This is a genomic window from Roseburia sp. OM02-15, assembly GCF_003481835.1.
GTDB lineage: Bacteria > Bacillota > Clostridia > Lachnospirales > Lachnospiraceae > Eubacterium_I > Eubacterium_I ramulus_A.
The window spans coordinates 383,158-409,149 of record NZ_QULX01000001.1; the positions used below are offsets into that span (position 1 = coordinate 383,158).

The 25,992-nt window shown below is 37.7% G+C and carries 32 protein-coding genes and 2 pseudogenes; 16 read left to right on the plus strand and 18 right to left on the minus strand.

The genetic code is table 11. The features are described 5' to 3' along the window. Window positions 1-75 precede the first annotated feature (75 nt). The 9 genes from DXB15_RS01795 to DXB15_RS01840 form a co-directional block, all read right to left on the minus strand. On the minus strand, window positions 76-564 hold the full coding sequence (locus DXB15_RS01795; RefSeq protein WP_055227448.1) for an antirestriction protein ArdA: 489 nt from the start codon (window positions 562-564) through the stop codon (window positions 76-78). 25 nt (window positions 565-589) lie between these two features. Further along, a complete protein-coding gene (locus DXB15_RS01800; RefSeq protein WP_055227446.1) occupies window positions 590-1,084 on the minus strand; it encodes an antirestriction protein ArdA in 495 nt (164 codons plus the stop codon). A gap of 73 nt (window positions 1,085-1,157) precedes the next feature. Beyond that, on the minus strand, window positions 1,158-1,664 hold the full coding sequence (locus tag DXB15_RS01805; protein WP_011861920.1) for a superinfection exclusion B family protein: 507 nt from the start codon (window positions 1,662-1,664) through the stop codon (window positions 1,158-1,160). A gap of 185 nt (window positions 1,665-1,849) precedes the next feature. Continuing rightward, window positions 1,850-2,071, minus strand: a complete 222-nt coding sequence (locus DXB15_RS01810) for a hypothetical protein (protein WP_002570387.1) — start codon at window positions 2,069-2,071, stop codon at window positions 1,850-1,852. A gap of 51 nt (window positions 2,072-2,122) precedes the next feature. Continuing rightward, on the minus strand, window positions 2,123-3,346 hold the full coding sequence (gene mobT / locus DXB15_RS01815) for a MobT family relaxase (protein WP_118701891.1): 1,224 nt from the start codon (window positions 3,344-3,346) through the stop codon (window positions 2,123-2,125). Between the two features lie 151 nt (window positions 3,347-3,497). Further along, window positions 3,498-4,895, minus strand: a complete 1,398-nt coding sequence (locus tag DXB15_RS01825; RefSeq protein ID WP_118298623.1) for an FtsK/SpoIIIE domain-containing protein — start codon at window positions 4,893-4,895, stop codon at window positions 3,498-3,500. A gap of 35 nt (window positions 4,896-4,930) precedes the next feature. Next, a complete protein-coding gene (locus DXB15_RS01830; protein WP_118701850.1) occupies window positions 4,931-5,308 on the minus strand; it encodes a YdcP family protein in 378 nt (125 codons plus the stop codon). Window positions 5,309-5,329: 21 nt separating this feature from the next. Then, window positions 5,330-5,644 (minus strand): YdcP family protein, encoded by a 315-nt coding sequence (locus tag DXB15_RS01835; RefSeq protein ID WP_025580204.1) that lies wholly within the window; start codon window positions 5,642-5,644, stop codon window positions 5,330-5,332. Between the two features lie 863 nt (window positions 5,645-6,507). Continuing rightward, window positions 6,508-7,032 carry a helix-turn-helix domain-containing protein gene (locus DXB15_RS01840; RefSeq protein WP_118701851.1) on the minus strand — a complete coding sequence of 175 codons (525 nt, stop codon included), beginning with the start codon at window positions 7,030-7,032 and terminating at the stop codon, window positions 6,508-6,510. Window positions 7,033-7,264: 232 nt separating this feature from the next. Here DXB15_RS01840 and DXB15_RS01845 point away from each other — a divergent pair, with 232 nt between their 5' ends. From DXB15_RS01845 to DXB15_RS01890, 10 genes are all read left to right on the plus strand, one after another. Next, complete coding sequence (locus tag DXB15_RS01845) at window positions 7,265-7,447, plus strand: helix-turn-helix domain-containing protein (protein WP_022250156.1); 183 nt, start codon at window positions 7,265-7,267, stop codon at window positions 7,445-7,447. 21 nt (window positions 7,448-7,468) lie between these two features. Next, complete coding sequence (locus DXB15_RS01850; RefSeq protein ID WP_118701852.1) at window positions 7,469-8,569, plus strand: site-specific integrase; 1,101 nt, start codon at window positions 7,469-7,471, stop codon at window positions 8,567-8,569. Next, a complete protein-coding gene (locus DXB15_RS01855) occupies window positions 8,547-8,870 on the plus strand; it encodes a plasmid mobilization protein (RefSeq protein WP_118701853.1) in 324 nt (107 codons plus the stop codon). Before DXB15_RS01850 ends, DXB15_RS01855 begins: the two co-directional genes overlap by 23 nt. Then, window positions 8,867-10,021: an AAA family ATPase gene (locus tag DXB15_RS01860; protein ID WP_118701854.1), complete on the plus strand. Its 1,155-nt coding sequence runs from the start codon at window positions 8,867-8,869 to the stop codon at window positions 10,019-10,021. Before DXB15_RS01855 ends, DXB15_RS01860 begins: the two co-directional genes overlap by 4 nt. A 91-nt stretch (window positions 10,022-10,112) precedes the next feature. Continuing rightward, the gene (locus DXB15_RS01865) at window positions 10,113-10,355 is read left to right on the plus strand and encodes a complexin-2 (RefSeq protein WP_118701855.1); all 243 of its coding nucleotides are present in this window, start codon (window positions 10,113-10,115) and stop codon (window positions 10,353-10,355) included. Window positions 10,356-10,529: 174 nt separating this feature from the next. After that, window positions 10,530-10,757 (plus strand): DUF5348 domain-containing protein, encoded by a 228-nt coding sequence (locus DXB15_RS01870; RefSeq protein ID WP_118701856.1) that lies wholly within the window; start codon window positions 10,530-10,532, stop codon window positions 10,755-10,757. Further along, a complete protein-coding gene (locus DXB15_RS01875; RefSeq protein ID WP_118701857.1) occupies window positions 10,732-10,998 on the plus strand; it encodes a hypothetical protein in 267 nt (88 codons plus the stop codon). The genes DXB15_RS01870 and DXB15_RS01875 overlap by 26 nt, the downstream gene beginning before the upstream one ends. 103 nt (window positions 10,999-11,101) lie before the next feature. Then, on the plus strand, window positions 11,102-12,598 hold the full coding sequence (locus tag DXB15_RS01880; protein WP_187119635.1) for a coiled-coil domain-containing protein: 1,497 nt from the start codon (window positions 11,102-11,104) through the stop codon (window positions 12,596-12,598). Between the two features lie 10 nt (window positions 12,599-12,608). After that, window positions 12,609-13,016, plus strand: a complete 408-nt coding sequence (locus DXB15_RS01885; RefSeq protein WP_118701858.1) for a TnpV protein — start codon at window positions 12,609-12,611, stop codon at window positions 13,014-13,016. Between the two features lie 302 nt (window positions 13,017-13,318). Then, on the plus strand, window positions 13,319-14,338 hold the full coding sequence (locus DXB15_RS01890; RefSeq protein ID WP_118701859.1) for a DNA-methyltransferase: 1,020 nt from the start codon (window positions 13,319-13,321) through the stop codon (window positions 14,336-14,338). A 28-nt stretch (window positions 14,339-14,366) separates the two neighbouring features. Here DXB15_RS01890 and DXB15_RS01895 read toward each other — a convergent pair whose 3' ends face one another. Together DXB15_RS01895 and DXB15_RS01900 are read right to left on the minus strand one after the other, a co-directional pair. Next, window positions 14,367-15,356, minus strand: coding sequence for a BstXI family restriction endonuclease (locus tag DXB15_RS01895; RefSeq protein ID WP_118701860.1), 990 nt, complete (start codon window positions 15,354-15,356; stop codon window positions 14,367-14,369). A 17-nt stretch (window positions 15,357-15,373) separates the two neighbouring features. Beyond that, window positions 15,374-15,610 carry a helix-turn-helix domain-containing protein gene (locus DXB15_RS01900; RefSeq protein WP_118701861.1) on the minus strand — a complete coding sequence of 79 codons (237 nt, stop codon included), beginning with the start codon at window positions 15,608-15,610 and terminating at the stop codon, window positions 15,374-15,376. A 179-nt stretch (window positions 15,611-15,789) separates the two neighbouring features. On the opposite strand from DXB15_RS01900, the gene DXB15_RS01905 reads away from it, so the two are divergent. The 3 genes from DXB15_RS01905 to DXB15_RS01915 are packed head-to-tail and all read left to right on the plus strand — an operon-like array spanning window position 15,790 to window position 18,416. Beyond that, window positions 15,790-16,953: a DUF262 domain-containing protein gene (locus tag DXB15_RS01905; RefSeq protein WP_118701862.1), complete on the plus strand. Its 1,164-nt coding sequence runs from the start codon at window positions 15,790-15,792 to the stop codon at window positions 16,951-16,953. A 25-nt stretch (window positions 16,954-16,978) separates the two neighbouring features. Beyond that, entirely contained in the window at window positions 16,979-17,857 is an 879-nt protein-coding gene (locus DXB15_RS01910; RefSeq protein ID WP_118701863.1) for an SMODS domain-containing nucleotidyltransferase, read from the plus strand. Further along, window positions 17,835-18,416 (plus strand): SLATT domain-containing protein, encoded by a 582-nt coding sequence (locus DXB15_RS01915; RefSeq protein ID WP_118701864.1) that lies wholly within the window; start codon window positions 17,835-17,837, stop codon window positions 18,414-18,416. The genes DXB15_RS01910 and DXB15_RS01915 overlap by 23 nt, the downstream gene beginning before the upstream one ends. 279 nt (window positions 18,417-18,695) lie before the next feature. On the opposite strand, the pseudogene DXB15_RS01920 reads toward DXB15_RS01915, so the two are convergent. From DXB15_RS01920 to DXB15_RS01950, 7 genes and pseudogenes are all read right to left on the minus strand, one after another. Next, window positions 18,696-19,751, minus strand: a pseudogene (locus DXB15_RS01920) (tyrosine-type recombinase/integrase); the annotation flags it as partial. Between the two features lie 231 nt (window positions 19,752-19,982). Beyond that, window positions 19,983-20,882: a sensor histidine kinase gene (locus tag DXB15_RS01925; protein WP_035403270.1), complete on the minus strand. Its 900-nt coding sequence runs from the start codon at window positions 20,880-20,882 to the stop codon at window positions 19,983-19,985. 9 nt (window positions 20,883-20,891) lie between these two features. Next, entirely contained in the window at window positions 20,892-21,629 is a 738-nt protein-coding gene (locus tag DXB15_RS01930; RefSeq protein WP_035403273.1) for an ABC transporter permease, read from the minus strand. Between the two features lie 15 nt (window positions 21,630-21,644). After that, on the minus strand, window positions 21,645-22,340 hold the full coding sequence (locus DXB15_RS01935; RefSeq protein ID WP_106493214.1) for an ABC transporter permease: 696 nt from the start codon (window positions 22,338-22,340) through the stop codon (window positions 21,645-21,647). Beyond that, the gene (locus tag DXB15_RS01940) at window positions 22,318-23,256 is read right to left on the minus strand and encodes an ABC transporter ATP-binding protein (RefSeq protein ID WP_035403278.1); all 939 of its coding nucleotides are present in this window, start codon (window positions 23,254-23,256) and stop codon (window positions 22,318-22,320) included. The genes DXB15_RS01935 and DXB15_RS01940 overlap by 23 nt, the downstream gene beginning before the upstream one ends. A 101-nt stretch (window positions 23,257-23,357) precedes the next feature. Next, on the minus strand, window positions 23,358-24,044 hold the full coding sequence (locus tag DXB15_RS01945) for a response regulator transcription factor (RefSeq protein WP_005342931.1): 687 nt from the start codon (window positions 24,042-24,044) through the stop codon (window positions 23,358-23,360). Between the two features lie 169 nt (window positions 24,045-24,213). After that, window positions 24,214-24,573, minus strand: a pseudogene (locus DXB15_RS01950) (conjugal transfer protein); the annotation flags it as partial. A gap of 253 nt (window positions 24,574-24,826) precedes the next feature. Between DXB15_RS01950 and DXB15_RS17180 the strand changes: the two are divergent. The 3 genes from DXB15_RS17180 to DXB15_RS01960 all read left to right on the plus strand — a co-directional run bounded on the left by DXB15_RS17180 (window position 24,827) and on the right by DXB15_RS01960 (window position 25,864). Further along, complete coding sequence (locus DXB15_RS17180) at window positions 24,827-25,141, plus strand: hypothetical protein (RefSeq protein WP_243115583.1); 315 nt, start codon at window positions 24,827-24,829, stop codon at window positions 25,139-25,141. Continuing rightward, the gene (locus DXB15_RS17185) at window positions 25,120-25,332 is read left to right on the plus strand and encodes an LPD25 domain-containing protein (protein ID WP_243115584.1); all 213 of its coding nucleotides are present in this window, start codon (window positions 25,120-25,122) and stop codon (window positions 25,330-25,332) included. The genes DXB15_RS17180 and DXB15_RS17185 overlap by 22 nt, the downstream gene beginning before the upstream one ends. A 214-nt stretch (window positions 25,333-25,546) precedes the next feature. After that, window positions 25,547-25,864, plus strand: coding sequence for a helix-turn-helix domain-containing protein (locus DXB15_RS01960; RefSeq protein ID WP_109216757.1), 318 nt, complete (start codon window positions 25,547-25,549; stop codon window positions 25,862-25,864). Window positions 25,865-25,992: the final 128 nt, after the last annotated feature.

Below are 25,992 nucleotides of genomic sequence, written 5' to 3' on the forward strand. Positions count from 1 at the left end.
AAGATGGGGGCAGCAAACGAGCTGCCCCTGAATCAAAAAATCCGCCTGTATTTCCTGAAAGAGATACAGACGGGTCTACCGTAAGATTTCATATACGCCGTGGTTTGTGACAACAAAGGTTCCCTCCAATTCCATGTCACGCCCATAGGCGGCGTAGTCGATATAGTTTTGTAAGTGTGCCGGAAGTTCGCCAAGCTGTCCGCTTTCTTCCAGATAGCAGCGAGCCACATCCGCCATATCATCACAGCCGGAATGGCAGATAATATCGTCTTCATGCTCACAGAGTTCTTCGATACTGCCAAAGTAGGATTGTAGCTCTGATAGTTCCTCCTGAATGTACTCCGGTAAGTCCTCCACCATTTCACACAGGCGGTTGACTTCTTCAATGGGGGTATATTCGTCAATCTCAAAGGGCAGCTCATAATCATGGATGGCGTATTCCTCATATTCATCATTCAAACCGATACGTTCCTTGACTTCCTCAAAGTCCACAGGCGGCGTGAACCATGCCCCGACCAGTTCGCCCTCATTGTATTTTCCTAAGTTGGCAATGTAAATCCGCATTTCCTCCAAGTTCTTCTACCTCCTTTTAGCGGTAATAAAAGATACCATTGTCCGTAAACAGGTAGTTTTCGCTGGTTTCCAGTTCCCGACCAATGGCAGCGTAGTCGATATGGTTCAACAGGTCTGGATGTACTTCTCCAAATAGCTGTACCTCCTGCACCAGATAACGGGCGAGGGATTCCCCGTCCTGCACCGGATAGCAGCGTATCTGGTCTTTGTGGTCGATAAATTCCGTAAAGCTGGGAAACCACCGCTTTTGTACCACATCCATTTCATAATAGAGGGGCGTTCCCTGCATTTCCTGTACCATCCGGCAAAGGGCGTTGATTTCCCAGAGCCTTGTGTTGCCCTCCAATGGAAAGGGCAGCTCATAGTCTTCAATTTCGATTTCTTCCTCACTCTGAACCCCAAGACGTTCCCTGATTTCTTCAAAATCCACAGGGCAGGAAAACCATGCCCCAGGATATTCCTCAAAATCTTCATGGTAAAACCGTGTGGTGTTCAGGATGTAGATTCTCATTTCCTCAATCAGTATCACGTCCTTTCTTAGAACAAAAAATGGCAACTAACTTTGTTTGTCAGTTGCCATTTTTCTAATAAAATATTCGCTTTAATTCTTCATCACTATTGATTTTTTTAATTACCCAAGGTTGTAAAAAATAATTGATTTGTGGGTCTAACATACTTACTAAATGAGTTTGTCCGGCAGGGGTTAATATTTGTAAATGTTGAAGTTCTATTACTAATCCATTGTTCATGGGTAATGGCAGGGTGTGAGTTGGTTCACGTAAAAACTCCCGAATGATTGTCACCTGTTCTGGTGTCATATTTTTCAAATATTTAATCTGAGCAGTTCCTAATCTCTTAGAAGCATACTTGTCATAAAAGAAATGAAAAATTTTAGATAGTAATAAAACGATTAGTAAAGCTGTGGAAATCACAAAAACAATGCCTATTGTAAAACCATATTTTTCTCGAAAATTTATAATATAAAACTTTTGGGCTAACTTTTGAGGCAATAATAATAATGTACCACTGGCAATAGATAAAGCTCCTAAAATGTTCGGTGGTAATTTCAAAAAATCAATAAAATCCTTCATACATTTCCTCCACTTTCAATTACTATTAAAGAAATTATACCACCATTCTTAGTTTATCTCAATTATCATACACTATCATATTACATCTTCTTTCTTTTGGGGAGTTACGCTCCCCAAGCCCCTAGTGGACTTCCGCCATGAAGCAATCAGAGCTTGCTCCATAACGGAAGTGTAAAATGGGTTCCCTATGCACCGATAATCTTATTGAACAGTTCCAGTAAGATGTCCTTTACACCGTCCGCATTAAAGACCAGACCGACCGCTACAAGGGACACCACCAGAAAACCGATAAGTTTGGAAAATTCCCTCTTAAATCCGAGGTACAGTCCAATCACCACGATTGCCAGCAGCACAAGGGACTGGGCGTTGGATAAAAACCAGTTGTAAAGATTCTGTCCGAAATTCATAAAATCTCCTTTCTTTTCTGTAAAAGTTCTTAGGTTCTAAGATTGCCGCCGTTAAAGCACCACCTTCTTTACCGCGGCGGCTTGCTGCTTCAGGATTTTTTCGTGCTTCTCCGTCAGCTTTGCATGGGTGATGATGTCATGGACAATCTGGGTGTGGTTCATCTTATCCAGACGGAGAGCCAGCTTTAACGTGGGTGCTACCTGATGGGAGAGCCAGTGCAGGGTGCGTTCAAAGGAATAGGGTTCCGGTTTGGTTGTCAGTTTCAGACTTCCCCTGTGTTCCCCTATAAACCACGCCCATTCCTCATTGATACGCCAGTCAGAACGGGGCTTTGCATTGTCCCTGTCCACGAACCGGACATAGCGGTTGATGATTTGAAAGGCTGTTCGTTCTGGATTGTCATGTTCTAACAGGTCACGGATGGCGTAAAAGGCACGCTCATTTTTCAGCCGGATTTCAAAGCGGTTCTTTACCTCTGCGTCTTCAATGGGAATATCGTGCTTTTTGTACTGTTCATAGTCCTTTTCGTAAATGCAGAAGTACACCTCACTTTGGAGGGAGCCGATATACAGGGTGTTCCCCATACATTCTTTTTCCTCACGCCGTACCAGTTCACCGCTGCGGTAGCTTTTGAAGCTGCGGAAGACCGAGATACATTCCTCATTCCGGCACTTCTCTGTCAGATGGGGAATGTTCAGGATTCCCGTTTTATCATTGATGGCAAGGTCAAGCCGCTTCATCACGCCGTCCTCCATGAGAACATCCATAAAAAATTCATACCAGCTCCGTTCCTGTGCCAGAAGATAGCTTTCAAACTGGCGACAGCCACGCCCTTTCAGTTCCAGCAGAACCCCTTTTTCCAATTCCGGCGATACTAGAACGAAAATATCCCCCAGATAGTAATGTTCTGTGTAAGAGTAGAAGCCGTAGTCTTCATGGATAAAGTAGGGGAGTTTTAACCGCAGCACGTCTTCCACGATATGCTTCACATCCGTAGTAGGAAAGCGAATCCGAACATAGTCAAAGAGCATTTCAAGGGGATTGTCTGGATTGAAGCGTTCCAGAGCTTCTGAGATGGCTTCCTGTAATGCTTCGGATGGGTGAGCCTTGCCCGTTTCAATATCGCTCAGGTACGGACGGGTGATTCCGGCAGCTAACGCAAGTTTCTGTTGTGAGATGCCGTAAACTTCCCGTTTTTCTTTGATGTCCTGTACCCATGTTTCTTCATTCAGTGAAAATCCCTCCTGTCTAAAAAAGCGTATGTCAACTTTCAGAGTCTTGTTGACATACGCCGGATATGGGAGAATCCCTTGTGTATCGTGGGATTCTGCCCTGTTGTTTGATTGTTGCCTGTCGATTTGTACCCCTCTGTTAGATACGAGGGGTTCATGCTGGCGTGCCTTGCGGCACACCAGCCACAGCAGGTCAGTCCGTTTCTGCGGCTTTCGCTTCGCACGCCGCCTGCACTTCCTGCCTGCTGTCTATCAGTTTTTTTATTTCTTTGAGGAAATCGTGTCCTTTTGGCACAAAGGGCGTGTAAAATTCCGAGATAACGCTGGTTCCCACATCCACATAGCCACGCCCTTTTATCTGCTTTAGGAAGAAATCCTTTGTGGTTTCCCCGAACATCATTCCATAGCCCATTTCCGACATCCGCCCCAGAGCCACACGGAAATTAAACTGGTCACGGATTCCGTCCCCCAGATACTTTGCGTCTGGACGCTGGCAGGCGAGAATCAGGAAGAAGCCAGCCTGCCGCCCAAGCATAACGATTTGTTTTAATTTGTTGAGGACAGCGGCATTTTCCTTTGTGCCGAGCATTTCCATAAATGCTACATATTCATCAAAGATAAGGAAATTTGCAGGAAGCCCCAGATAAGCGTAATTTTCCCCTGTCCGGTAATTCTCCATGAGCTTCATGTCTTCGCTGCGTTTCATCATTTCTTCATAGAAACGGTCAATGCAGTCGAGTATATCTTCCTTTTTGTAGTACACATCCGGCATAACCGCCTGTAAATCCGCAAGGTCGGCGTTCTTTGGGTCTAACACGAACAGGACGGCGTTGGTGCGGAGCAGGGCTTCAATGAGGGTCAGGATGAAGTAGGTCTTTCCGCCGCCGGTTCCTCCGGCAATGAGCATATGGGGGAGCTTGTCATACTCCCACCAGACATTTTCCATGAGCCGGAGCCTGCCGTCCTTTGCCTGTACATCCTCAATGGAGATACGGTTCGCAATGGTATCATAGAGCAGGGTGTACTCCACATAGGAATCCTTTAATTCCTTATCCGTCAGCTCACAGTACAAGCCGCTTTCCAGCTTTCTCTCCAAGTTTAAGAGCTGTTCCTGATATTTCCCCAAGGTGATTTCCACACGGATATGGAGCAAGCCTTGTTTCATCCGGTAGTAGATTTTGGGAAAGTAAGTGATGGTTTCTTTGGAACGGCTGGAAGACAAGTCCTTGAAAAAAGCGTCCTCCTTTCTCTGCTCCGATTCATACCACTTGTTTTCCAACACCATCCTTGCCAGCTTTTGGCGGTGGATGAGCTGCTTTACTTCATCCCTGCGGTATCGCCAGAACAGAAGAACTGCTGTAAGGCACACCAGCCCTGCCACGCCCATGCTAAATAGCAGATAAGGGATATTTACATCCTGTACTATCTGGGAGAGGGACACTTCCTGCCAGTTGGTTCCGGCAATCTGCCCGATATGAAACAGCAGGACAACCAGCAGAAAGACAGGGAGCAGAGAAGCAAGGGCAGTATAGAATACAAGGTCTTTATCCGTGGGACGGATACGTTTTCCACGGGGGAAAAGCTGCTTCATAGGAACAATCCTCCTTTCGTTTTTTTATGTTCCTGTTATTTTGCAGGAGGAACGTCTTTCTTTGGTGGCTGCGGATTCATGGCAGCCCCTTTTTTCAGAACAATATCCTCCGCCTTGATGTACCAGTCTACCTCTGCTCCCTGAAAGGTAGCCGTTGCCACGGTATCTGCCACAGGATTGATAAGTTCCACCTCTGCATTGTAATCGAACCCCTTTAATGGCACGCTGGCAGGGATGGAAACCTGAATCATACGCCCCTGTCCTCTGGATTTTAAGTCATAGGTACGCTCCTTGATTTCTTCTGATACCGAGCCGTCTTCATTCTGGAGGTGAACCTCACGGCGGAGGGCAGAAAATTTCAATGCCCCGAAAGTTGCTTCCTTGTCAATCACGATTCCGTTTGCTAATCTCATAGTCTGATGTCCTCCTTTTCCTTATGCTTTTACCATATCGTCAGCGTGCAAAATGTAGTTGGTAAAGCCCCTTGTGCCGATTTTATAGCCCTCTGCGGTGATACGTGGATTGACGAGCTTCACACGTTCCTCAAAGTCAAAATGTTTCTCTCCGGCTTCGGCAGGGAGGATAACCACAATATCATCCGCCCTCTGTACGTCTGAATAAAGATTGAAGCTGCGGGAGAGTACCGTCATGCGTCCATTGATTCTTCTCTGTTCTGTCTTGTCTTCTCCGGCAAACTCCAAGTTGCCGAATGTCTTTTCCATGTTGGGGATAACGAATTTTAATTCCATATAGATATACCTGTCCTTTCTGAATGTTGTGTTTGATGGTTAGTTTTAGGTTCCGGTTTGAAAGTCGGAGGTGAACGCTCCGGCGGTGGTGATTTCTTCGTGGTATCACATCCTTTCTGGGACTATTGAAGAAATTACAGGGTTGTGATATTATCTAGGTGTTAAAAATTAAATCGTCATGGTTAGGATTGTTAGCTTGTGTTTTTTCATGTAGCTCTGTCATGTACTCCCAACAACTTAAAAGTAGATTTCAGTGGAGATTTATAATATCAGGAGGTACTCTTATGACAATAATAACAACTGTAAAAAGCATTATGGTGGGCGACGGAATTTCTGGGAATTTTTGCTAAAGTGTGCAGGGGCAATGGAAAAAATTACGGCTGGCATGACATGAAGAATCCGGGAGGGTCAAATCTCCAATTCCCATCGGGGCTGTTTTCAGCCCCATTTAATTTTGAAACAAAAAATAGACGCCCATTGTTGAACGTCTATTTTGGGATGATATTGAGGTTTGCTGGTCTATCTTATAAAATCTGAATGTACTTCGATTGCATTTTTATTGCATTTTTAATTTGTTTTCATATAGATTTTAGTGGTTGATAGTTCCTGAAAATGTCTTAAAATCAATGATTTTCACTTATATGGCATACTGTCTGTCTGGAGTTTGAATAATCCACACAATTATAAGATACCAGTATTTATGCGGGTTACAAGCAAATTTGCTTAGTAATTGGCAACAAAATGGCAACATTTTGTGATTATTCAAGAGATAAAAATTTTATTTCATAACGTATATAAAGAAACCTTACTGATTTTCAGAAGTAAAAAACTGAATATCGGTAAGGTTTTTCTATTTTCTTCTTTTATTTTTCTTTTTTAGTCAATTCTTTTACGAGGTAATCACTCAGTTCCTGAGATGGTACCTTGGCACGTTTCTGGTAAGTATCCAGTTCCGGGTACTTATATCTCCATTCATCATATTCTTCCTTGCTGATTTCACCGTTTTTCAGTTTGTCAGCTTGTTCCATCCATGCACGAAGCATTTCATCGGCAGAGGAGCCGGGAGCAGATATGGAAGAGTCAAGGCAGAGATGAGGTTGTCCATCTACATTTTTTACCTTCAGACCATACATATCTTCCAGTGCAAATAGTGTATGCATCAGACCTATGTGAGTATCAATATCGGGCACAGTTAAAGCATGTGTGTTGACACCAAAGATCTGAGACATTTGTTTTACAAGATCAATCTTAGGAACTCTGGCTTCAGATTCATACTGAGCCATGCGGACATCTGAGGTTTTTCCCATGAATCCCAGTTGTTCTCCGAGTTGCTTTTGTGTCATGCCTTTGCGGTTGCGAAAATATTTGATACGTTGTCCGATTGCCATTTTTGTTTGCCTCCTTATAGTGGTCATTCGTGTTGCCATAATTAATTGTGATAGAAAATAAAACAATTCTGTTTAGGTTCAGTATAGCATGAGCAATTTCGGATAGCAAGAAGAACTTAAACAAAAAAATTTAATATTCTCGTCAAATTACTTGACTTAAATAAAAAAGTTTAGTATCATGCAAATATAACGACATAAACAAATTGCGTTAAGAAGAAGGGAGAGATGCGATGTGACGAACAGAACTTTTATGACAGTAGAAGAAGTTGCAGCGGAACTGGGGGTTTCCAAGTCTTATGCTTATAAGATTGTCAAACAGCTAAATGAAGAATTACAGAAGCTGGGTTATCTTACGGTAGCTGGCAGAGTAAACACCAATTATTTCCGCAAAAAAGTATGTTACAGCGAAATGTAAGAGAAAGAGAGGAGAATTTGTATGAGTATTCATAAAGATAATGCCACTGGAAAGTGGCGAGTAGTCTATCGTTATACCGATTGGACAGGAGAAACGCATCAGTCATCCAAAAGAGGATTTCCTACAAAACGAGAAGCGCAGATGTGGGAACGAGAGCTATTGTTGAAGAAAGAAGCCAAATTGGATATGACTTTTGAAAGCTTTTATGAAATTTATGTGGAGGATATGCAAAATCGAATTCGTGATAATACCTGGGGAACGAAGACAAATATTGCCAGAACTAAAATTCTTCCTTATTTCGGAAAGCGTAAGATAGGAGAAATTGAGCCTAGGGACATTATTGCATGGCAGAATGAACTGCTTGCGATCCGTCAGCCAAATGGAAAACCGTATTCTGCTTCTTATCTGCAGAAAATTCACAGTCAGTTAAGTGCTATTTTCAACCATGCAGTTAATTTTTACCATCTTCCATCTAATCCAGCACAGAAAGCAGGAAATATGGGAAAAGAGGAACACCGGGAAATGCTGTTTTGGACAAAAGAAGAATATCTGAAATTTGCAGATGCCATGATGGACAAGCCTGTTTCCTATTATGCGTTTGAAATACTTTACTGGTGTGGGCTTCGCATGGGCGAGTTATTAGCACTTACACCGGAAGATTTCAATTTTGAAACGCATACACTACGGATTAACAAGTCCTATCAGAGACTGCATCGGGAAGATGTGATTACACCACCAAAGACGTTAAAAAGTAATCGAACCATTAAGATGCCACAGTTTTTGTGCGATGAGATGCAGGATTATCTGAAAATGCTGTATGAGCCGAAAGAGGACGAACGGATTTTCACGATTTCCAAATCTTATCTGCATCATGAAATGAACAGAGGATCAAAAGTGTCTGGGGTGAAGCGAATTCGTGTGCATGATTTGAGACATTCCCATGTATCGTTATTGATCAATATGGGATTTACGGTATTGGCAATCGCAGACCGAATGGGACATGAGAGCATTGATATTACTTACCGATATGCACACCTGTTTCCAAGTGAGCAGACGCAGATGGCAGAACAACTGGATATTGAAAGGATGGAAAAATCAAATGGAGAAGAATCTGGACAGTAAAGGAAGATGGAGAAACAAAATTGTAGCATTCCGGGTATCACCGGAAGAAGCAGAGCAGATTGATGCAAGTGTCCGATTGTCAGGACTTAGTAAGCAGGACTATATCACAAAACGATTAACTGATCGGGAAATTGTAGTACAGGGAAATCCAAGAGTGTATAAAGCATTGCGAAATCAGATGGCAGAGATTTATGAAGAATTGAAACGTCTGGAAAAATGCGGTGAGGAAAACGAAGAGTTGCTGAGTACCCTGAAATTGGTCGCAGAGACATTGTATGGATTGAAAGGGGATAATGAATGACAGAAAAAGAAAAAATGACTGCTCCGATTGCATCTGTTGGCGCAGATGTGGAACAGTCATCAAGTAATAAATTAACCAACCAAAGTATAGCAGATTTGCCCGGTAAGGGCAATCTGCAAGCCACAAATAATGCGGAAAATATAGCAAAATCAGCAAATAAAAAGAATCCAGATGATCTGGAAACAGTTTCTATGATGGAATTATACGATACTGCATATCCACCAAAATTGCCGATTGTAGATGGACTTCTGTATAACGGAACTTATCTGTTTGTTGGTTCGCCGAAAATTGGAAAATCATTCTTTATGGCACAGATCGGGTATCACATCAGTAAAGGACTTCCATTGTGGGGCTTTTCAGTCAGACAGGGAACGGTTCTGTATCTGGCATTGGAAGATGATTATGCAAGGTTGCAAAAGCGGTTATCACAGATGTTTGGAATGGAAGGCAGTGAGAATTTTTATTTCGCTACAAAATCAAAATCGCTCAATGACGGACTGGAAAGGCAGCTTGTAACATTTGTGACGGAGCATAAAGACGCAAGACTGATTATCATTGATACTCTTCAGAAAGTGCGTGAGGTTGGTGGAGATAAATTCAGTTATGCCAGTGATTATGAGATTGTAACGAAGCTGAAAGCATTCAGTGATAAATATGGTATCTGTTTTCTGGTTGTGCATCATACAAGGAAAATGGAATCTTCAGATAGTTTTGATATGATTTCTGGCACGAATGGATTGCTTGGAGCTGCGGATGGAGCATTCGTCATGCAGAAAGAAAAACGGACAGATAATAAGGCAGTTCTGAAAGTGGCAGGGCGTGACCAGCAGGATCAGAAACTGTGGTTGAACTTTAATCGGGAGAGATGTGTCTGGGAACTTACCAAGACAGAAACAGAACTTTGGAAAGAACCAGAAGATCCAGTGTTGGAAAAAATCAAAGAACTTGTAACAGAAACTACGCCAGAGTGGGCAGGAACAGCAACAGAGCTTGTGGAAGTATTGCAGGTGGAAATGCAGCCGAACGCATTATCACGAAAATTAAATGTCAGCCTGGAACGATTGATTCTGGAATATGGAATCCAGTATAAAGCGGAACGAGGACATGATGGAAGAAAGATCAGATTAACTTTTGTCGGAAAACAAGAGTGACGATATGCGACGGTTGCGACGGTATTTTATATAGCGTGTCGGTAGTGAAAATATCGTCACTATCGTCACGACCGTCACGGAAAGGAGAAACATGGAAAGAAAATCACAGGTGCAGATACCAAAAGATTTATTACTGGCATTGTTCCAGTATCATCTTGCCGGGAATGAGGAATATCTGCCGGAGATAGAAAAAGCATTGATGGAAAAATTAGACAGTATGGTAAAATGTCAGTTATATACAACATTCAAAACAGCACCAACCGAGGAAGAACGGAAAAAGGCAAGACAAGAGTATTTGGATAAGTGTGGAATACATGAGAACTTTCGTTGGTAAAGATTCTGCTTGATGACCTTATGACAGGAGCGTGCCACGCACCTGTAAATAGCAGACAAAGAGAAGGTTTGTAAGGTGTAGCCGGTAGTTGATTGGCGAAGAAAAAACTTTTCAAAAGGGGGCCCTGAATCAGGGCGTCCCTGCGGAAATGATAAATGAAGGGAGAATGACACCATGAGAGAAGGAAGATTAGGTTACAACAGTTATAACAAAAGATATGGATTATTGTCATCAGACTTATGGATTGATCCAGGATTTCACTGCGGAGAATGTCTGGAAGTTCTAGTTGATGATCAGTGGGTAAAGACACGAATGGAAATGAATCTGGCGAGAGAATGGTATTTGGTTGGAACACAATATTGTGGAGATCTGGAGTATGTACGGGCAAGGATACCGGAATAAAGCAGAAAGGAAGAGTAATAGTCGGTTTGTTGTTAGTGAAAAAAATAAGCCCGGATACGGGCAGAAAAAAGAGGGCGGATACGCCCAAAATGAAAAGCTAAAGCTAAGTTATGGTAGATGTAGGAAGCATCTCACAAAGCCCTCGGCGTTTGAGAGCGAAATACACCCATCGCACAAACTTCGTTTATGCTCTGTGTATTTCGCCCTGCCGGGAGCTATTGTAGCCGGAAACGGCAGTTAGTTCGTAAACGGATGCCGATGCATCCACTCACAAATGATATGGCGGAATTTATTTTTCCGAGGACAAGGAGGGAGTGCCTATCGGAAGAAATTCATTTATTCAAATGACAAAACTAAGCAATGTAAAAGGCAGAATCACTTATATATCCAGTCACGCAAAACAGGAAAATCTTTATGCAGTTTATGAAACCACAGAACGGAAATTTTGGCGGGAACTTGCAAAATGTAATCAGGAAGAATTTGTAAAAAGCGGGACGGATGGTAAATGCATTGAAGCAAGGGAATTGATCATTGCTTTACCAGAGAGTTTTACAGAGTATCAGCCAGACAGATTGTTGCAACTTTTTACAAATCATTTTAAACAAAATTATGGAACAGAGTGTATTGCTGCTTTGCACCACAATAAAAGAAAGACCAATTATCACATTCATTTGATATTTGCAGAACGGAAACTACTGGATGAACCAATCATTAAGATTGCCAGCAGAAATATGTTTTATGATGAAAATGGAAAACATGTCCGAACCAAGAAAGAGATATTAGGAGAAGATGGCGAGATTCGGGAAGGTTGCAGTATTGTGAAGAAAGGAGAAGTCTATGAGAAGAAGCTGTTTACTCCGAAAGATGAACGCTTCAAGAGCAATTCATTTCTGGATGAGGTAAAGCATTCTTATACAGATTTAATCAATATTTATGTGCAGGACGAGAAACAGAAACTACAGGTATTTGAGCGTGGCAGTGTTTATCTTGCAACAAAGAAAATCGGAAAAAATAATCCGAAGGCACAGGAAATAGAAGCAGATAACCAAAAACGCCGGGAATGGAACAGAGCTGTTGATATGGCGTTGATTAGTGGAGTGCCGGAACCGAAGATAATGGAAGTGAAGCGGAAAGAAATCACGGAGCCAATCAGGAAATCAATTGCCCGGCGTGGAAACAGACCACGATTATTTCCCAGAGTTGTAACAGTGGCTGTTGAGGCATTGGAGTTTTTAATAGCAAGTGTACTGTTTAAGAAACCCAGGGAAGTGCCAAAACAGACAGAGCAAACGGAAACAGAACACCCAAAGCATGTTGCTGAAAATAGCACGGCAGCAGTCAAGACAACAAAAGAAGAAAAGGCAGAACCGGAACAACCTAAAATGACGAGGCTTGCATCAAAGTATCCGAAACTATTTAAAGTGAATAAAGAGCTGGAAGATCAAAACGGTGCAATTCAACAGAAACAAAAACAGCTTTCTGCAAAGAAGAAAGAACTGTCAGAGGTTAAGGGATGGTTTAAAGGAAGAAAGAAAAAAGAATTGCAGAAAGAAATTGATGAACTGAAAAGCCAGATCAGAGATATGAAAGATTACCTTCCAAGGCTTGTGCAGAAGATCGGTTATAGAAGTGTACAGGAATTTTTAAAAGATTTTAAGGATTCTCAAACTGAGTATAGCCAGTATCGGACTGCAATAGAAAAATGGAAGAAGGAAACGGGCAAAGAGCCAGTAGCACATGGTATTAGAGCAAAGCTGGCAGAAAAGAAACAAGAAATACAGAATGAACAGAAAAATAAACAGCATACCCGTAGTCGGAACAAAGATCGGGGAGCAAGATAGGAGGACAATCATGGAGAAACACATTATGGGAGAAAACGGAATTAGTTACACTTTAGGAGAGGACGGTCTGTACTATCCAGATCTGTACCTCCTGGAAGAGACAGAGTATTCGATTGGAAAGTATGGAATGCTGAGAAAAGCTTACTTGAAAGAGCATCGGAAAGGATTATATCTGGAGTTGGTGCTTGCAGGAAAGTTAAATGAGCATCTGCATCAGATTGACGAGGAATGTAATCAGATGATGGACAAATTGATGGAGCAGATGAAAGAAAAGCAGGGAGTGACGGAAGAACTGAAGATGCAGGATCAAATGGCATGGGTTGGGAGAATGAATAATATCAGGGCTTGTGCGGAAGAGATAATCTATGAAACATTCATATTTATGTCTGATTACGATTATAGAAAATCATTGATATGAGGGAATTGCTTTGTTATAATAACCAAGTGCATAAATTAAGAAAAATAATAGAAAATTATATAGTACGATATTAGGAGGAAAAGCTATTTCATCTTTAACTTGACATTTATGAATTGATTCAGAGTTATCGTAATCTTAAAACATTTGGAAAGCGCAGATTTATCGTGTGAATTAATATTCCTCATGTTTGAGAGGAATATTTAGATACCTTATTTTGGTGCAAGCATGAACGGCTTTTGACCTTTTGATTCGGATCTTATAGTATGACTGTATATAATTTATGGAATTTGGAGATTACCAAAATGGAAAAAGAAAAAATTTTTGGAGATATAAAAGAAAAATTTTATGATATTGATTTGGGAACAGAATCAAGTATTGTTGTTAATGGAGATTCTTTAGAGTTGCTAAATAAAGTGCCAGATCATTCAATTGCTTTGATTTTAACGGATCCACCATATCATTCCACTAAAAAACGTAATATTGTAGGCGATACAAGCTTTTCAAAAGATTCAGATTATATTGAGTGGATTAAAAAGTATGCAATTGAGTGGAAACGGGTACTGAAGCACAATGGAAGTATTTTTTGTTTTTGTTCGTCAGCTATGTCGGCTCAATTACAAATAATGTTTTCGCAGTACTTTAATATTTTATCGGAAATTACGTGGACTAAACCTAACGCGCCAGGATATGATGGCTGGAAACAAAAAATGAAAAAGGAATCATTAAGACAGTGGTATCCTCATTCTGAAAGAATTATTTTTATGGAAAATGCAGTAGACGGAAATCTTTTTAAAAGTTATTTTGGAAGCCAATTAACTGTTTGGAGAAAAAGTGTTAAGATGTCTACAATAAAACTAGCAGAAATTACAGGGGCATATGGAAAAGTAAATCATGGTGGAGCAGTTGCAAATTGGGAAGCAGGGAGAAATATTCCGAGTAGAGAACAATATGAAAAAATAAAGGCTGCGTTAACAGAGGCGGGTGTAGAAGATATTCCTGATTTTGAGGATATTATAAGACCATTTAATGTAAATAAAGACGTGGAATTTACTGATGTATGGACATTTGAAAATGTTCGGCAATATCGTGGAAAACATCCAGCAGAAAAGCCGGTTGATTTATTAAAACATGCCATTAATGCAACAACTTATCCTGGAGATATTGTGTTAGATTGCTTTGCAGGTTCAGGTTCAACAGGAGTTGCGGCATTAGAACTTGAGAGAAAAAGTATATTGTTTGAAATAGAAGAAAAATGGAGTAACTATGCGGCAGATAAGATGCAGAGCGTAGAATATTTTGCAAAAGGGAAAGTCGGAAAATAATCCGACTTTCCTAATTTTTTGCTAGAGTTTAAAAGAATCCATTCTCTTTGTTTGCATCTAGAACGCTTTGCATCCATTCTAGAGTAGGATATATACCAGAGTCTTTTACTACAACATTACAGAAATGATGTCCCCAACCAAGGTTATAAGGTTTATGATTAAATGCGCCATATTTCAGCTCGTTTATATGAAATAGATTCACTTGTGTAACTGTTAGGTCGGGAACTTCACGACCTTCTGGTTGTGCTACTTTATTTAAAAATTCATTTCCTGAAAGTTCTTTTAAACAAAGAGGACAAATTGTACAGTTGTTTTCATTTATAATTCGCATTTCTTTTAATTTTTGATAATCGAGTAAACCGTTGGCTTCGCAACGCTTAAGTATTTCAGATTTTCGGAATTGGGCATCTTCCAAGGTCATACCATTTTCAGAGGCGACTTTTATGCTGTCAAAGCAAAGCCAATATTCAGCTTCAAGTTGAAGACGACATTCTTGTATTGTTAATTTACGTGCATATTCATATAAGCGAATTCCTGCACCTTTGGGAGACTGGGAAGCAAAGCCTAAGTTTATTTTTTTGGAACGAGTTGAATCAAGAGCTGTTGTAGCAGGCACTCTTGCAACAAAATTTCCACCCAAAGGTTTTTCACGGCTATTGGCAGGTGTCCATTTTAATTTTTCAGGATTATATTTATCCCAATCTGAACGTGTTTCGTAAAAAACTAAGCAGTTATCCCCAAGAGATAAATGATTATTATCGAGGAACTGTGTTGGATTTCCTGAGTTGAAGTAATCTTTAGGTGAGATAAGTACGATGTATCCTTTCTCAAATTTATTTTCTAGAGCCAGTGTTCTTAAATTTTCATCTCTAATCCATTGATGGAATGGAATAAGAACAGTGTTATTTCTGCTAACTCTGTTTTGAAAGATAACATCATCATCAGCGCCCCTAGTTTGTCCAGTTTTGCTTATTTTTCTTTCAAGTAGTTCTGGTAATTTGGGTAGTTTCTTAGCCATAGTTTTTACCTCCTGAGTTAATTATTTGTTTCGGTGCGTATTTTATCAACCAGTCTAAAAAGTTCAGTTAGTGAAATATTAAAGCCGTCAGCAATTTTTTGTATATTATTTATTGAAATATTACGATGACCGTTTTCTACAGAAGCATAATAGGTTCGATCCATATTTATATGTAATGCAAATTTTTCTTGACTAATTTTTTGAGAAATTCGTAATTGTTTAATTGCCATGCCAAAATATAATTGAATATTCATAAAATCACCTCTTTTTTATCATAAAATTAAGAAGATTATAAGACAACGGATTATAAGTCACAAAATGTTTTGCATATAAATTAAAATAGAGTAGCAGCTATTGACAAAATGAATAAAAACTGATAAATTTAATAAAAAATAATAAAGCTGCTAAAAAAAGCAGCTAGAAGGGAGACGGAATGAATATTAATAAACAATTGTTGGAGGCTGCAAATCTTAATCCAACAAAAAATAGTAGACAAGAATATATTTTTACGTTATGTGAGTATATAGAAAAGAATGAATTAACATTGCCTTTATATCAAAGAGATGTTAGTTGGACATTGGCAAAATGTGTTGAATTGTTAAATTATCAACTTTTAAGTAAATCTCCCATATCTGCAATCTCCATTAACATAATAAATAATACAGAAAAGGAATTTGCAGTACCACAAGTTTCTTTTATAGAAAGGGAATTACTTTCTGAAACTGTAAGAGGGCAGATGTCTGTTGTAGATGGGCAACAGAGGCTAACAACAAATTATAAAGCATATTGCAATCATCCAGATTTAAAAAGTGTAGTGTTAGATTTAGGAAAGGGAGAATTTGTTATAAATGCGGAAGCATATCGGAAAAATCAGGTTCCGGTTGGTGTGCTTTTGAATAAAGATGATAATGAACTAATTGCTTACACAGAGAAAAATAAAGCTTTAGCAGCACCGATGGTAGTAAATGCGTTATTACAGATTAGAAATAAAATAAAGACTTATCAATATACAATTAATTTTGCAACGGATCTTACTGAGGATGAGCAGATTAACTGGTTTGAAGTCTTGAATAATGCGGGAAGTCGTGTAAGTATTATTCAAATGAGATTTTCTAAATTGAAAGCCCATGGTATTGATGTATATACCCAATATACACATGTGTATCGTAATATGGTACAGGAATATGGATATGATTTTTTTACACCGCAGAAGACAAATGTTTCATATTCAATTGCAGCATTAAATCCAGCGTATGAGGTACTAGTTTCGGGTAAACATTCGAATAATTTTGCACCCATTTCATCTGATACAAAAGAAAATCAGCTTTGTAACTTAGATCCAGATAAATTAAAAGAATGTTTTGAAATGACATTAGAAGCATTGGAAAAGGCTTTGAGGTTTATTGAAAATAATGATTTGGAAAAATATAATCGTTCCGATTATGTGAATTATCTTATTGGATATTTTGTATTTCATAAAGAAAAAATATCAGAGCAACAAAAAAATAATCTAATAGATTGGTATAATAATGTGACTTTTACTAATAAATCGAATACGACACGAAGAAGGATATATTCGGATCTATTAAATTTATAGAATGAAGGATTGGAGGAAATAAAATATGTCAGTAAGTGATTATTTTTCAACATTTTGTTCGAATTTGAGAATGGATTCTGATACTGTATCAACAATTCAATATAGGTATCACCAGATAACAAAAAGAATAAATTTGGACTATTGGAATAGTTCATCGGAAACAACACACAGTTTATATGTAGGTTCATATGGGCGTGGAACAGAAATATGGACGAGTGATATAGATATTATTGTCCAGTTGCCATATTCTACCTATGAAAAATTCAATGCATACAAAAGTAATGGACAGTCAGCGCTGTTACAGGAAGTTAAGGGAGTTTTGCAAAAGACTTATAGTACATCATATGTAAAGGGTGATGGACAGGTAATAGGGATTAACTTTTCGGATGGAATCAATTTTGAAATTGTACCTGCCTTTATAAATACAGATGGAAGTTATACTTATCCTGACTCTAATAATGGAGGAAGTTGGAGAATAACGGATCCCAAAAAAGAGATTGATGCAATGAATAGTAGAAATAAAGACACAAACAAAAACTTGAAGCGCCTTTGTAGAATGGCGAGAGCGTGGAAAGGAAATTGTAATGTACCGATGAGTGGAATACTTATAGATACGTTAGCTTATAAATTTATAAATGATTGGGAATATAAAGATAAATCTTACCTTTATTATGATTTTATGAGTAGAGATTTTTTCAAGTATCTTAAAGAATTGGATGAAGATCAGAGTTATTGGCTTGCACCAGGAAGTCAACGTTATGTATGGAAAAACGGAGAGTTTCATACAAAAGCAAAAACGGCATATAATAACGCAGTTTCTGCAATATCATATGAGAACAGTAATTATTCATATTCAGCTAAACAGAAATGGAGAGAGATTTATGGAACGAAATTCCCGGAATAGTCAAGGATATAAATTGGAATCACAAATTCGGGAGGCATATGGAAGAGTTACATATTCACAGACATGCCATGATAAGTTTATAAATCGGACAGTGAAATTAGAAGATAGAATTAAAGTGGCACAAATTGTATTGTCTGCAATCACAACAAGCGGTTTTGTGGTAGCAATATTTTCTGACGATAATATTGCTAGTATTTTAGGAGCAATAGTTTCCTTAGCATTGTTAATATTAAATACATATATTAAAAATTTTGACCTTTCCGGAATAGCACAAGAACATAAAAAGGCTTCTGATTTATTATGGAAAATAAGAGAAGAGTATGTGTCGTTATTAACAGATTTTGAGATGTTGGATTCAAATGATATTCGAAATAAGCGAGATGAGTTGCAAGAAAGAACATCAGAGGTATACAGTAATTCACCTAGAACGGATGCTAAGAGCTATACAGCAGCACAAAAAGCATTGAAAACAGAGGAAGAACAATCTTTTTCAGAAGAAGAGATTGATATAATGTTGCCTAATTCTATTCGGCGCTGTAATCGACAAATGGTAGATTGATAAAAAGAAACATTTATGAAGGGATTTTTAAATAAAAGTTGTCATTGATGGATTTAGTAGTTATAATGAAGTGGCAACAAATTGGCAACAGAAAATCAGCGAGCCAAAATAATATATGCAACAGAAATAAAATAACGGCAAAAAAGACATAAAACTTAAACAAATACATTTAATAATATCTTTGGATTTGCCGAGTTTGAATAGTTGGAGCTAAGCTGTAAAGCCTTTGTTTACAAGGGTTTTACAGCTTTTCCTTTATAGGATTGCATTTTCATTGCATTATTTTTCTTCAACTGTTCTGTGATAGATTGCTGTATGTTGATTGCTGGTATAATTAGCAATGCTTTCAGTAGCAGATTGTACTTGTAATATTCCAGTCAGTTTTTTAGCAACTTCAAGATTCGTATTTGGATACAGATGACCATAAGTGCCGAGTGTTGTCTGTATTTTTTCATGTCCTAAAAGTTCCTTGATAAGTAAAGGATTTTCGCCCATGCTGATAAGCAATGAAGCGTGTGAATGTCGCAAGGCATGAATTTTAATACGATGAACACCTGCTAAATTTGACAACTTTTCCAAAGCTCTGGGAAGCGTTGTTTTACTGGTTGGAGTTCCGTTATAACTTAGTACAAGTGGACAATCGGGAAGAACCTGTTGCTGAACACTTTGCCAAGCCTTTAGCTCATTGAGTGTATCTGAATCAATATAAATAGTACGGATACTTGCCTGTGTTTTCGGCTCAACGAATTTATAGTCCGTCATTGTTCGGTAATATAATGTTTTGGTAATGCTAAGCAAGCCTGTTTCAAAATCTATGTCTGACCAATGTAATGCTGACGCTTCGCCAATTCGCATACCAGTCATAAATAATAACCAGAACGATATAAACAGATAATGTTCATAATAGTCTTTCTTACAGAGTAAGGAAATAACCTTTTGAAATTCTTCTAATGTCCAGAAATCAACTTTGGTTTTCTTGCTTTTGATATTGCCTATCATACGAGAAGGATTTTTCTTCGCAATTCCAAGAACAATAGCTCTGTCGAATGCGATAGAAAGCATTCCCTGTACGATACGAATGTAATTAGGGCTAAAATCTTTTGCAAGTTTCAACTGCCAGTTTTGAACATGGATAGGTTCGATTTCGTCTGTTTCCATTTTATAAAAATAGGAAAAATGTTTCTTGATGGTAGTAGCACGATTAAGATAAGTGCTTTCTTTTACCTGTGTTTTATACCACGGCAGGTAGGTTTCTTCTATAAATTGCTGAAAAGAAATGCCATCTTTTTTTGTTGTTAATTCTTCGGTAGAAGCTAACACCAGTTTTGAATATTCTTTGCTTCTTGTTTTCTCTGTTTTCCTATACAGATTCTTCAACATTTATTTGTTGATCTGCTCCGCAGGCAACAAATAAGAGCCGACTATCCTTATTTCTTTATCGTAAATTTACTTGTTACACAGTAATGAAAAAAGCCAATAGTTTGTAACTGAACTTTACAAACTATTGACTTTACATTTTGATGTCCACTCTTCAATGAATTATCATACGAATATATCTTCAATACTTTATAATTCAAGAGTAATAATAAGGCTATTGGCATGTACTTTTGCAACAATATTTCCGCCAAGAATGGCAACAAGTGTTTTTACTACTGCAAGTCCCAATCCTGTACTTCCATTATGTCTTGATTTATCGCCTGTATAAAAACGGTCAAAAAGTCGATTGCAATCAATTTCTGAACTGTCACTCATTGGATTTTCAATGGTAAATATAATATTATTATTTTCTTTCTCCATAAGTGTTATTTTTATCGTTCCAACAGAATACTTAATTGCATTTGTCAACAGATTTTGTAAAATTCGTTCTACCATATTTTTATCAGAATATACGTATATTGAATAATCTGGGAGATTTATTTCGGGTAAAATATTCTCCTTTTCTAATGCAACGGCATTTTCCGTAATTAAATTTATTAACATATTAGATATATTAAACTTTTCTTTTTCTGGAACTGTCTGCTGTTCCTCCAAAATAGAAAGGTCATAGAATGTTTCTACCAATTCTTTCATTTTTTCGGCTTTGCTAAAAATCACTTTTACACGCTGTGCTTGACTGGATTCCAAATTTTCTTTTTGCAATAATTGTAAATGACCAAGAATGACTGTAAGAGGTGTACGCAAATCATGTGATATATTAGCAACAGATTCTTTTAAATACTCTTCATTGCGTAATACGCCTGCAACAGCCTGTCGTTGTCTGATATTATATTGATTCAATATACCAGCCAGTCTTTCTAAATCTTTATCAATCAACGAAATGTCTAACATCTGCTGTGAATTTCCAGAATTCAATTCATTAACTTGATCCGCAAGATTACGGATTTGTTTTTTTAATTGAATATATCGAAATAGCAGTATTACTAAAAATATTGTTATGATAATTAAAATCCATTCTATGTTAGACATTTTCTCCACCTATTTAAAATCACATTTACAAAATTTTATCCACGAAAGCAATACCAATATACCAGACCATATACATCCTACTAAAATAGCTATAGGTTGAAAAAAGGTTTTCATGCTGACAACGATTCTGATTTGATAAGTAGGTAAAAAACCGACTGGTAATCTCAACATCATTCCATAGCCAAGATATAAGCTAAGACCAAAAATAATAATTGCTGTAACCGAAGTTGCTTTTACAGCATCCTGTAAATAGCAACAAATAAGTATTGCAATTAGAAATATCGCACTATTAAGCAGACAAGAATAAATGATTGCTTTTATAATATTGTAAAAAAACATTCCCACGTCTGCAACACCAAAGCGTCCAAATTCCCTTATGCACCCTGAAACTGGATAGACAAGAGCCATAAGATTAAAAGCAATTAAATACGATATTATTTTACTTGTAAAAATTTGTTTTCTGGAATGTCCAGCACTGACCTCTAAGTTTATTGTTCTCTTAGAAAATTCCTGTCCTAAAATCAATGCAAGTATAGCCGACATGATGATAAGAAGAAACGTAGAATCATACACCATTCCATTAAAAATATCAGCAAGAGAAGAAACAATTTCTTCTGTCGGTCCCATGACCTCTGTAACATAAGTATCTGCTGTAAAAAATCCTAAAATAAATATTCCAATCATACCACACCAGTAAATAGAATTATGTAACAACTGATATTTTTCCAGTTTTAATAATTTATCCATAAAAAACACCTCCGGTTATTTCAAGTCTGTATGTAAAAAAGCACTACCTGCAATGAAATATAAAATAAAATTCCATAAAAAATCTACAAACAAGCAAAAGTTTGTCGAATAGACCTTTTGCAATGAAATTAACCTAAGTTGTCCCATTGGTATTATTCTGCTGATTATTTGTGCAGATTCACTGTTCAGTAAAAAAATCATAACAAAAAATAAAACCATTGAAACTGTCAGTGTTTTCCCCATATCACGAAAAATAAAAGCAAAAAACATCGGTAATGCACACAGTGTTATCATGGCAAACAGAGTTAGTAAAACCATAGTATATGTGCTATCATTCCAAAAAAGTTTTTCTCCAATATAAAATTGACTAATAATTCCATGTACAAATAATGGAAATACCAGAATGATAATACAACCTATTTGAGATACAATTAACTTTACTCTAAATATAGAACTTCTTTTATGTCCGGCAGTAATATAAGTATTTAAAGTTCTTCCACTAAAATCACTTCCAATGAACAATGCTATAAACACTATAATCAAAAAATAGAGTAACGGAATATTGTATAATGATGCCATAATTAAGTTTGAAGAGCATTCTTTACTATCTAACAGCAATATGCTACTTAAAAGGAGATTGAATATTCCAATTCCCCAAAAATACCAACTGTGAAACAACTTATATAACTCAGTTTTTAGGAGATTTGACATCTTTTGTTCCTCCTATTTTGCTCAAAAAATAGTCCTCCAAAGTATCGCCAGATACAGAAAGTCCTGTTACAAGAATGTGCGATTCTGCCAAAGCAGACGCAACTGTCTCTAAATCATTCAAATAATCATACAAACGAATTATGCCATCTGGCATTAGTTTAAAGTTATCTGTATGAAGATTCTCTTCCAAAACCAGAACCGTTTTCTGAACATCTGTTGTTTTAATAGCTATATGTCGTTTACACCGTTCATTTAATTCATAATCAGAAATCTCTTCTATAATTTTTCCATGGTCAATCAGAATAAATTCTGATGCTGTTTGATACAATTCTTCTAAGATATGGCTTGAAACCAAAATGGTCATACCATATTCTTTATTCAAAATTTTCAATAAATTTCTGATTTCTACAATTCCAGCAGGGTCAAGACCATTGATAGGCTCGTCTAAAATCAATAGTTCTGGTGTATTTAAAAGTGCAATCGCTATCCCCAATCGTTGACGCATACCTAATGAAAAATTGCGGACACTCTTTTTACCTGTATCTTGCAATCCAACCATATCTAATGTCCTTTTAATAACTGATTTATCTGGTATGCCTCGTTGAATACGCTGTACTTCCATATTTTGATAGGCAGTCATTGACGGGAATAGAGCAGGCGTTTCAATCATACTTCCAATTCGTTTACGCTGTTTCTGCAATTCTTCTGTTCCAGAATTTCCCCATAAAGAAAGTGTACCACTTGTTGGAAACGCAAGCCCTGTGACTAATCTTAAAAAAGTAGTCTTACCTGCTCCGTTTTGACCAATAAATCCATAAATTTTTCCTTTTTTTATTTGTAAATTTATGTGGTCTAATGCTAATGTTTGTTTATATTCTTTGGTTAAAGACTTTGCTTCTAAAATAATTGAACTCATATCCCAAACCTCCTTTACTTAAACCAGTATAACGGGCAATTTTAAAGAATTTCTTAAATCGTAATGAGAAAAGTTAAAAAAATAATAAAGCTAAGGAACGTTTAATCCTTAGCTTTATGTAGGCGGTAGCCAATGCCCCAAACAGTATCAATAAATTCTGTATCAGAGCATATCGCTTTTAATTTATTGCGTAAATTACTGATATGAACATTAAGTGTATTATCCTCAGCAATATATTCCGTATCCCAAACACTTTGAAAAAGATTCGATTTTGAAAATACTTTATCTGGATATTTCATCAACAATTCTAAAATGCCAAATTCTTTAGCGGTTAAGGATAATTCTATTCCATTCAAAAATGCTGTATTTTTCTCTAGGTCTAAAGTCAGATTGTTATATTGCAAACATTCTGTCTGGCTATTTTGAAATTGTACTCTTCGCAGATTACTTTCAATTCTGGCAAGCACTTCTTCCATATCAAAAGGTTTTGTGATATAATCGTCTGCTCCCAGACGAAGCAAGTCGATTTTATTTTGTGTAGTTTCTTTCGCTGAAATAATAATAACAGGTATCGTAAATTTCTTGCGTACATCAGATAAAATAATATCACCACTCCGATAAGGAAGCATAATATCAAGTATAATCAAATCAATTTTTTCTTTATTCAAAAAATCCAGAACATGAAGTCCATCATATTGGCAATGCACAGCATATCCTTTTTCTTTTAGAAAATCAGCCAATAACGCATTTATTTCTAAATCATCTTCAATAATCAATATTTTATTCATTAGCCTACCTCTTTCCTGCAATGCTACTTTCCCATTATACATTTAAGGTTGTATTTCCTCAATACCATTGCAACCAATTATATGAGAGGGATTCTTATTTTGTCAATCTAATTGTAAGCAGAATAGTATAGATTGGATAAACAATTACCATACTATTCTGCTGTAACATTTATTCTACAATCTTCCAGTTATCGTCCTTATGAAGCACAAGCTCATACTGTGAGATTTGCGTCATTTTCGACTTGTTATCCAGATACTTTACAGACACACTGACCTTGAGGTTATCGCCATCTTTGGTAAAGACAGGATTTACCAGTTCTGAAAATACATAATCGCCGGATACAGGAGCAAGCACACCGTCTTTGACATAGTAGGTAAGTTCTTTTTCCGTAGCTGTCGGATAGAGCTTAAAGAATGTTTCCAAGAAAGCGGTAGCGTCCTTGACAGTATCGGAGCTGACACTGACATCGGCTTCCTGTGCTTTCGGTTCATACTTTGATTTCTGTACTGACGGAGCAAGGGTAGGATGATGTTCGGTTTTATGGGGAGATTGCACTGGTAAGGGAAGGAATTGAGAAAATTCATGAAGCATTGCCGGACTATAAGTATATCAGATGAGAGATGACTCCCACCTCTATAGGTGGTGAGAAACAAGCTAGTATCAGTGGTGGGAGCCAATCCCCCATCTAATATAGCCTCCGGCAGGATTACAGATGTGCGCAGTTGAAGTATGTCATGCAATTGCATGACGCGCACCTCGCAACAAGAATGCCGGAGCATTCTTGAAACCGATGAGAGATGTTCGGGAAGCAATGTATCCAGAGAAGATGACCACAGAACAGCTGGCTGAGGCACTGGATGAGATTGCAGAAGCATTTGATCCGTATGAGTATCGAGATAATGTGGAAATGGGAGAAAATACGGTACAGGAAGTAATGCTGGATTTGCGAAGCGGGAATATTCATTCCTATATTTCGTATCTGAAGGATATTGTAGACGAGGAATGCGATCATTCTGTGCGTGCAGGTGTATTGATTGAAAGACTGAAGCCTATGAACCGGAATTTCCAAAAGATATGGAACCAATGGTGTATGTAAACTATTGTGAAGAAAGTGATCTCATGAATCCAAGATGTCAGAAGTTGTCCGAGCTGGATGCAAAAACAGCAGAAATGGATAAAGAATGGTATGCAAAACGTGATCCGAAGGCAGACGAACCTACGAAAATCGCAAAGATACATGTGACTGTATATTATGCGGAAAAAGGTGAACAGAAGCTGCTTCATTGATTTCTGCTTCAAACTTTTATGTGACAAACATAACTGTCTGTGTTATTATAAAAGTGATATAAAAATGACTTTTGCGGAAACGAAAGTATCTTTATATTTTTTATCCGTATACTTCCTATAATGGGAATGAATACTTGCAAAATTGATTGCTAATATTTTTTCATTATTACAGGTACAATAAGAACATGTAATAGCGGAAATGAGGTATAGTTACTTGCAGGTAGAGAAGTATATTGCGGATAAAATAACATCTTTATGTGAAAAGCGTGATATCAGTAAATACAGATTATCGCAACTGTCTGGAATTTCCCAGTCGTCACTGGGAAGAATCATGGCGCAGGAAAACCTGCCGTCGCTGATCACACTTGAAAAAATATGTGCAGCTTTGGGCGTGACATTATCGCAGTTTTTTCAGGAAGGTAATTCAGAGAATCTGACAGAAGAGCAGGAAGAAATTTTAAGGATATGGAACGATCTGAATACAAATGAGCAGGAAACAGTGATGTCAATGCTGCGTGGACTTCGGAAGTAGGAGAACGGTTCGATGTATATATCGGCTGTTCTTTTTTTGTTTTTGAACGTTAAAACGGTAATGTTTTTCTTGTGTACAGTAGAGTGCTATAGTATAATAAAACTAGTTTTTTGCATAAGTATTAAAGC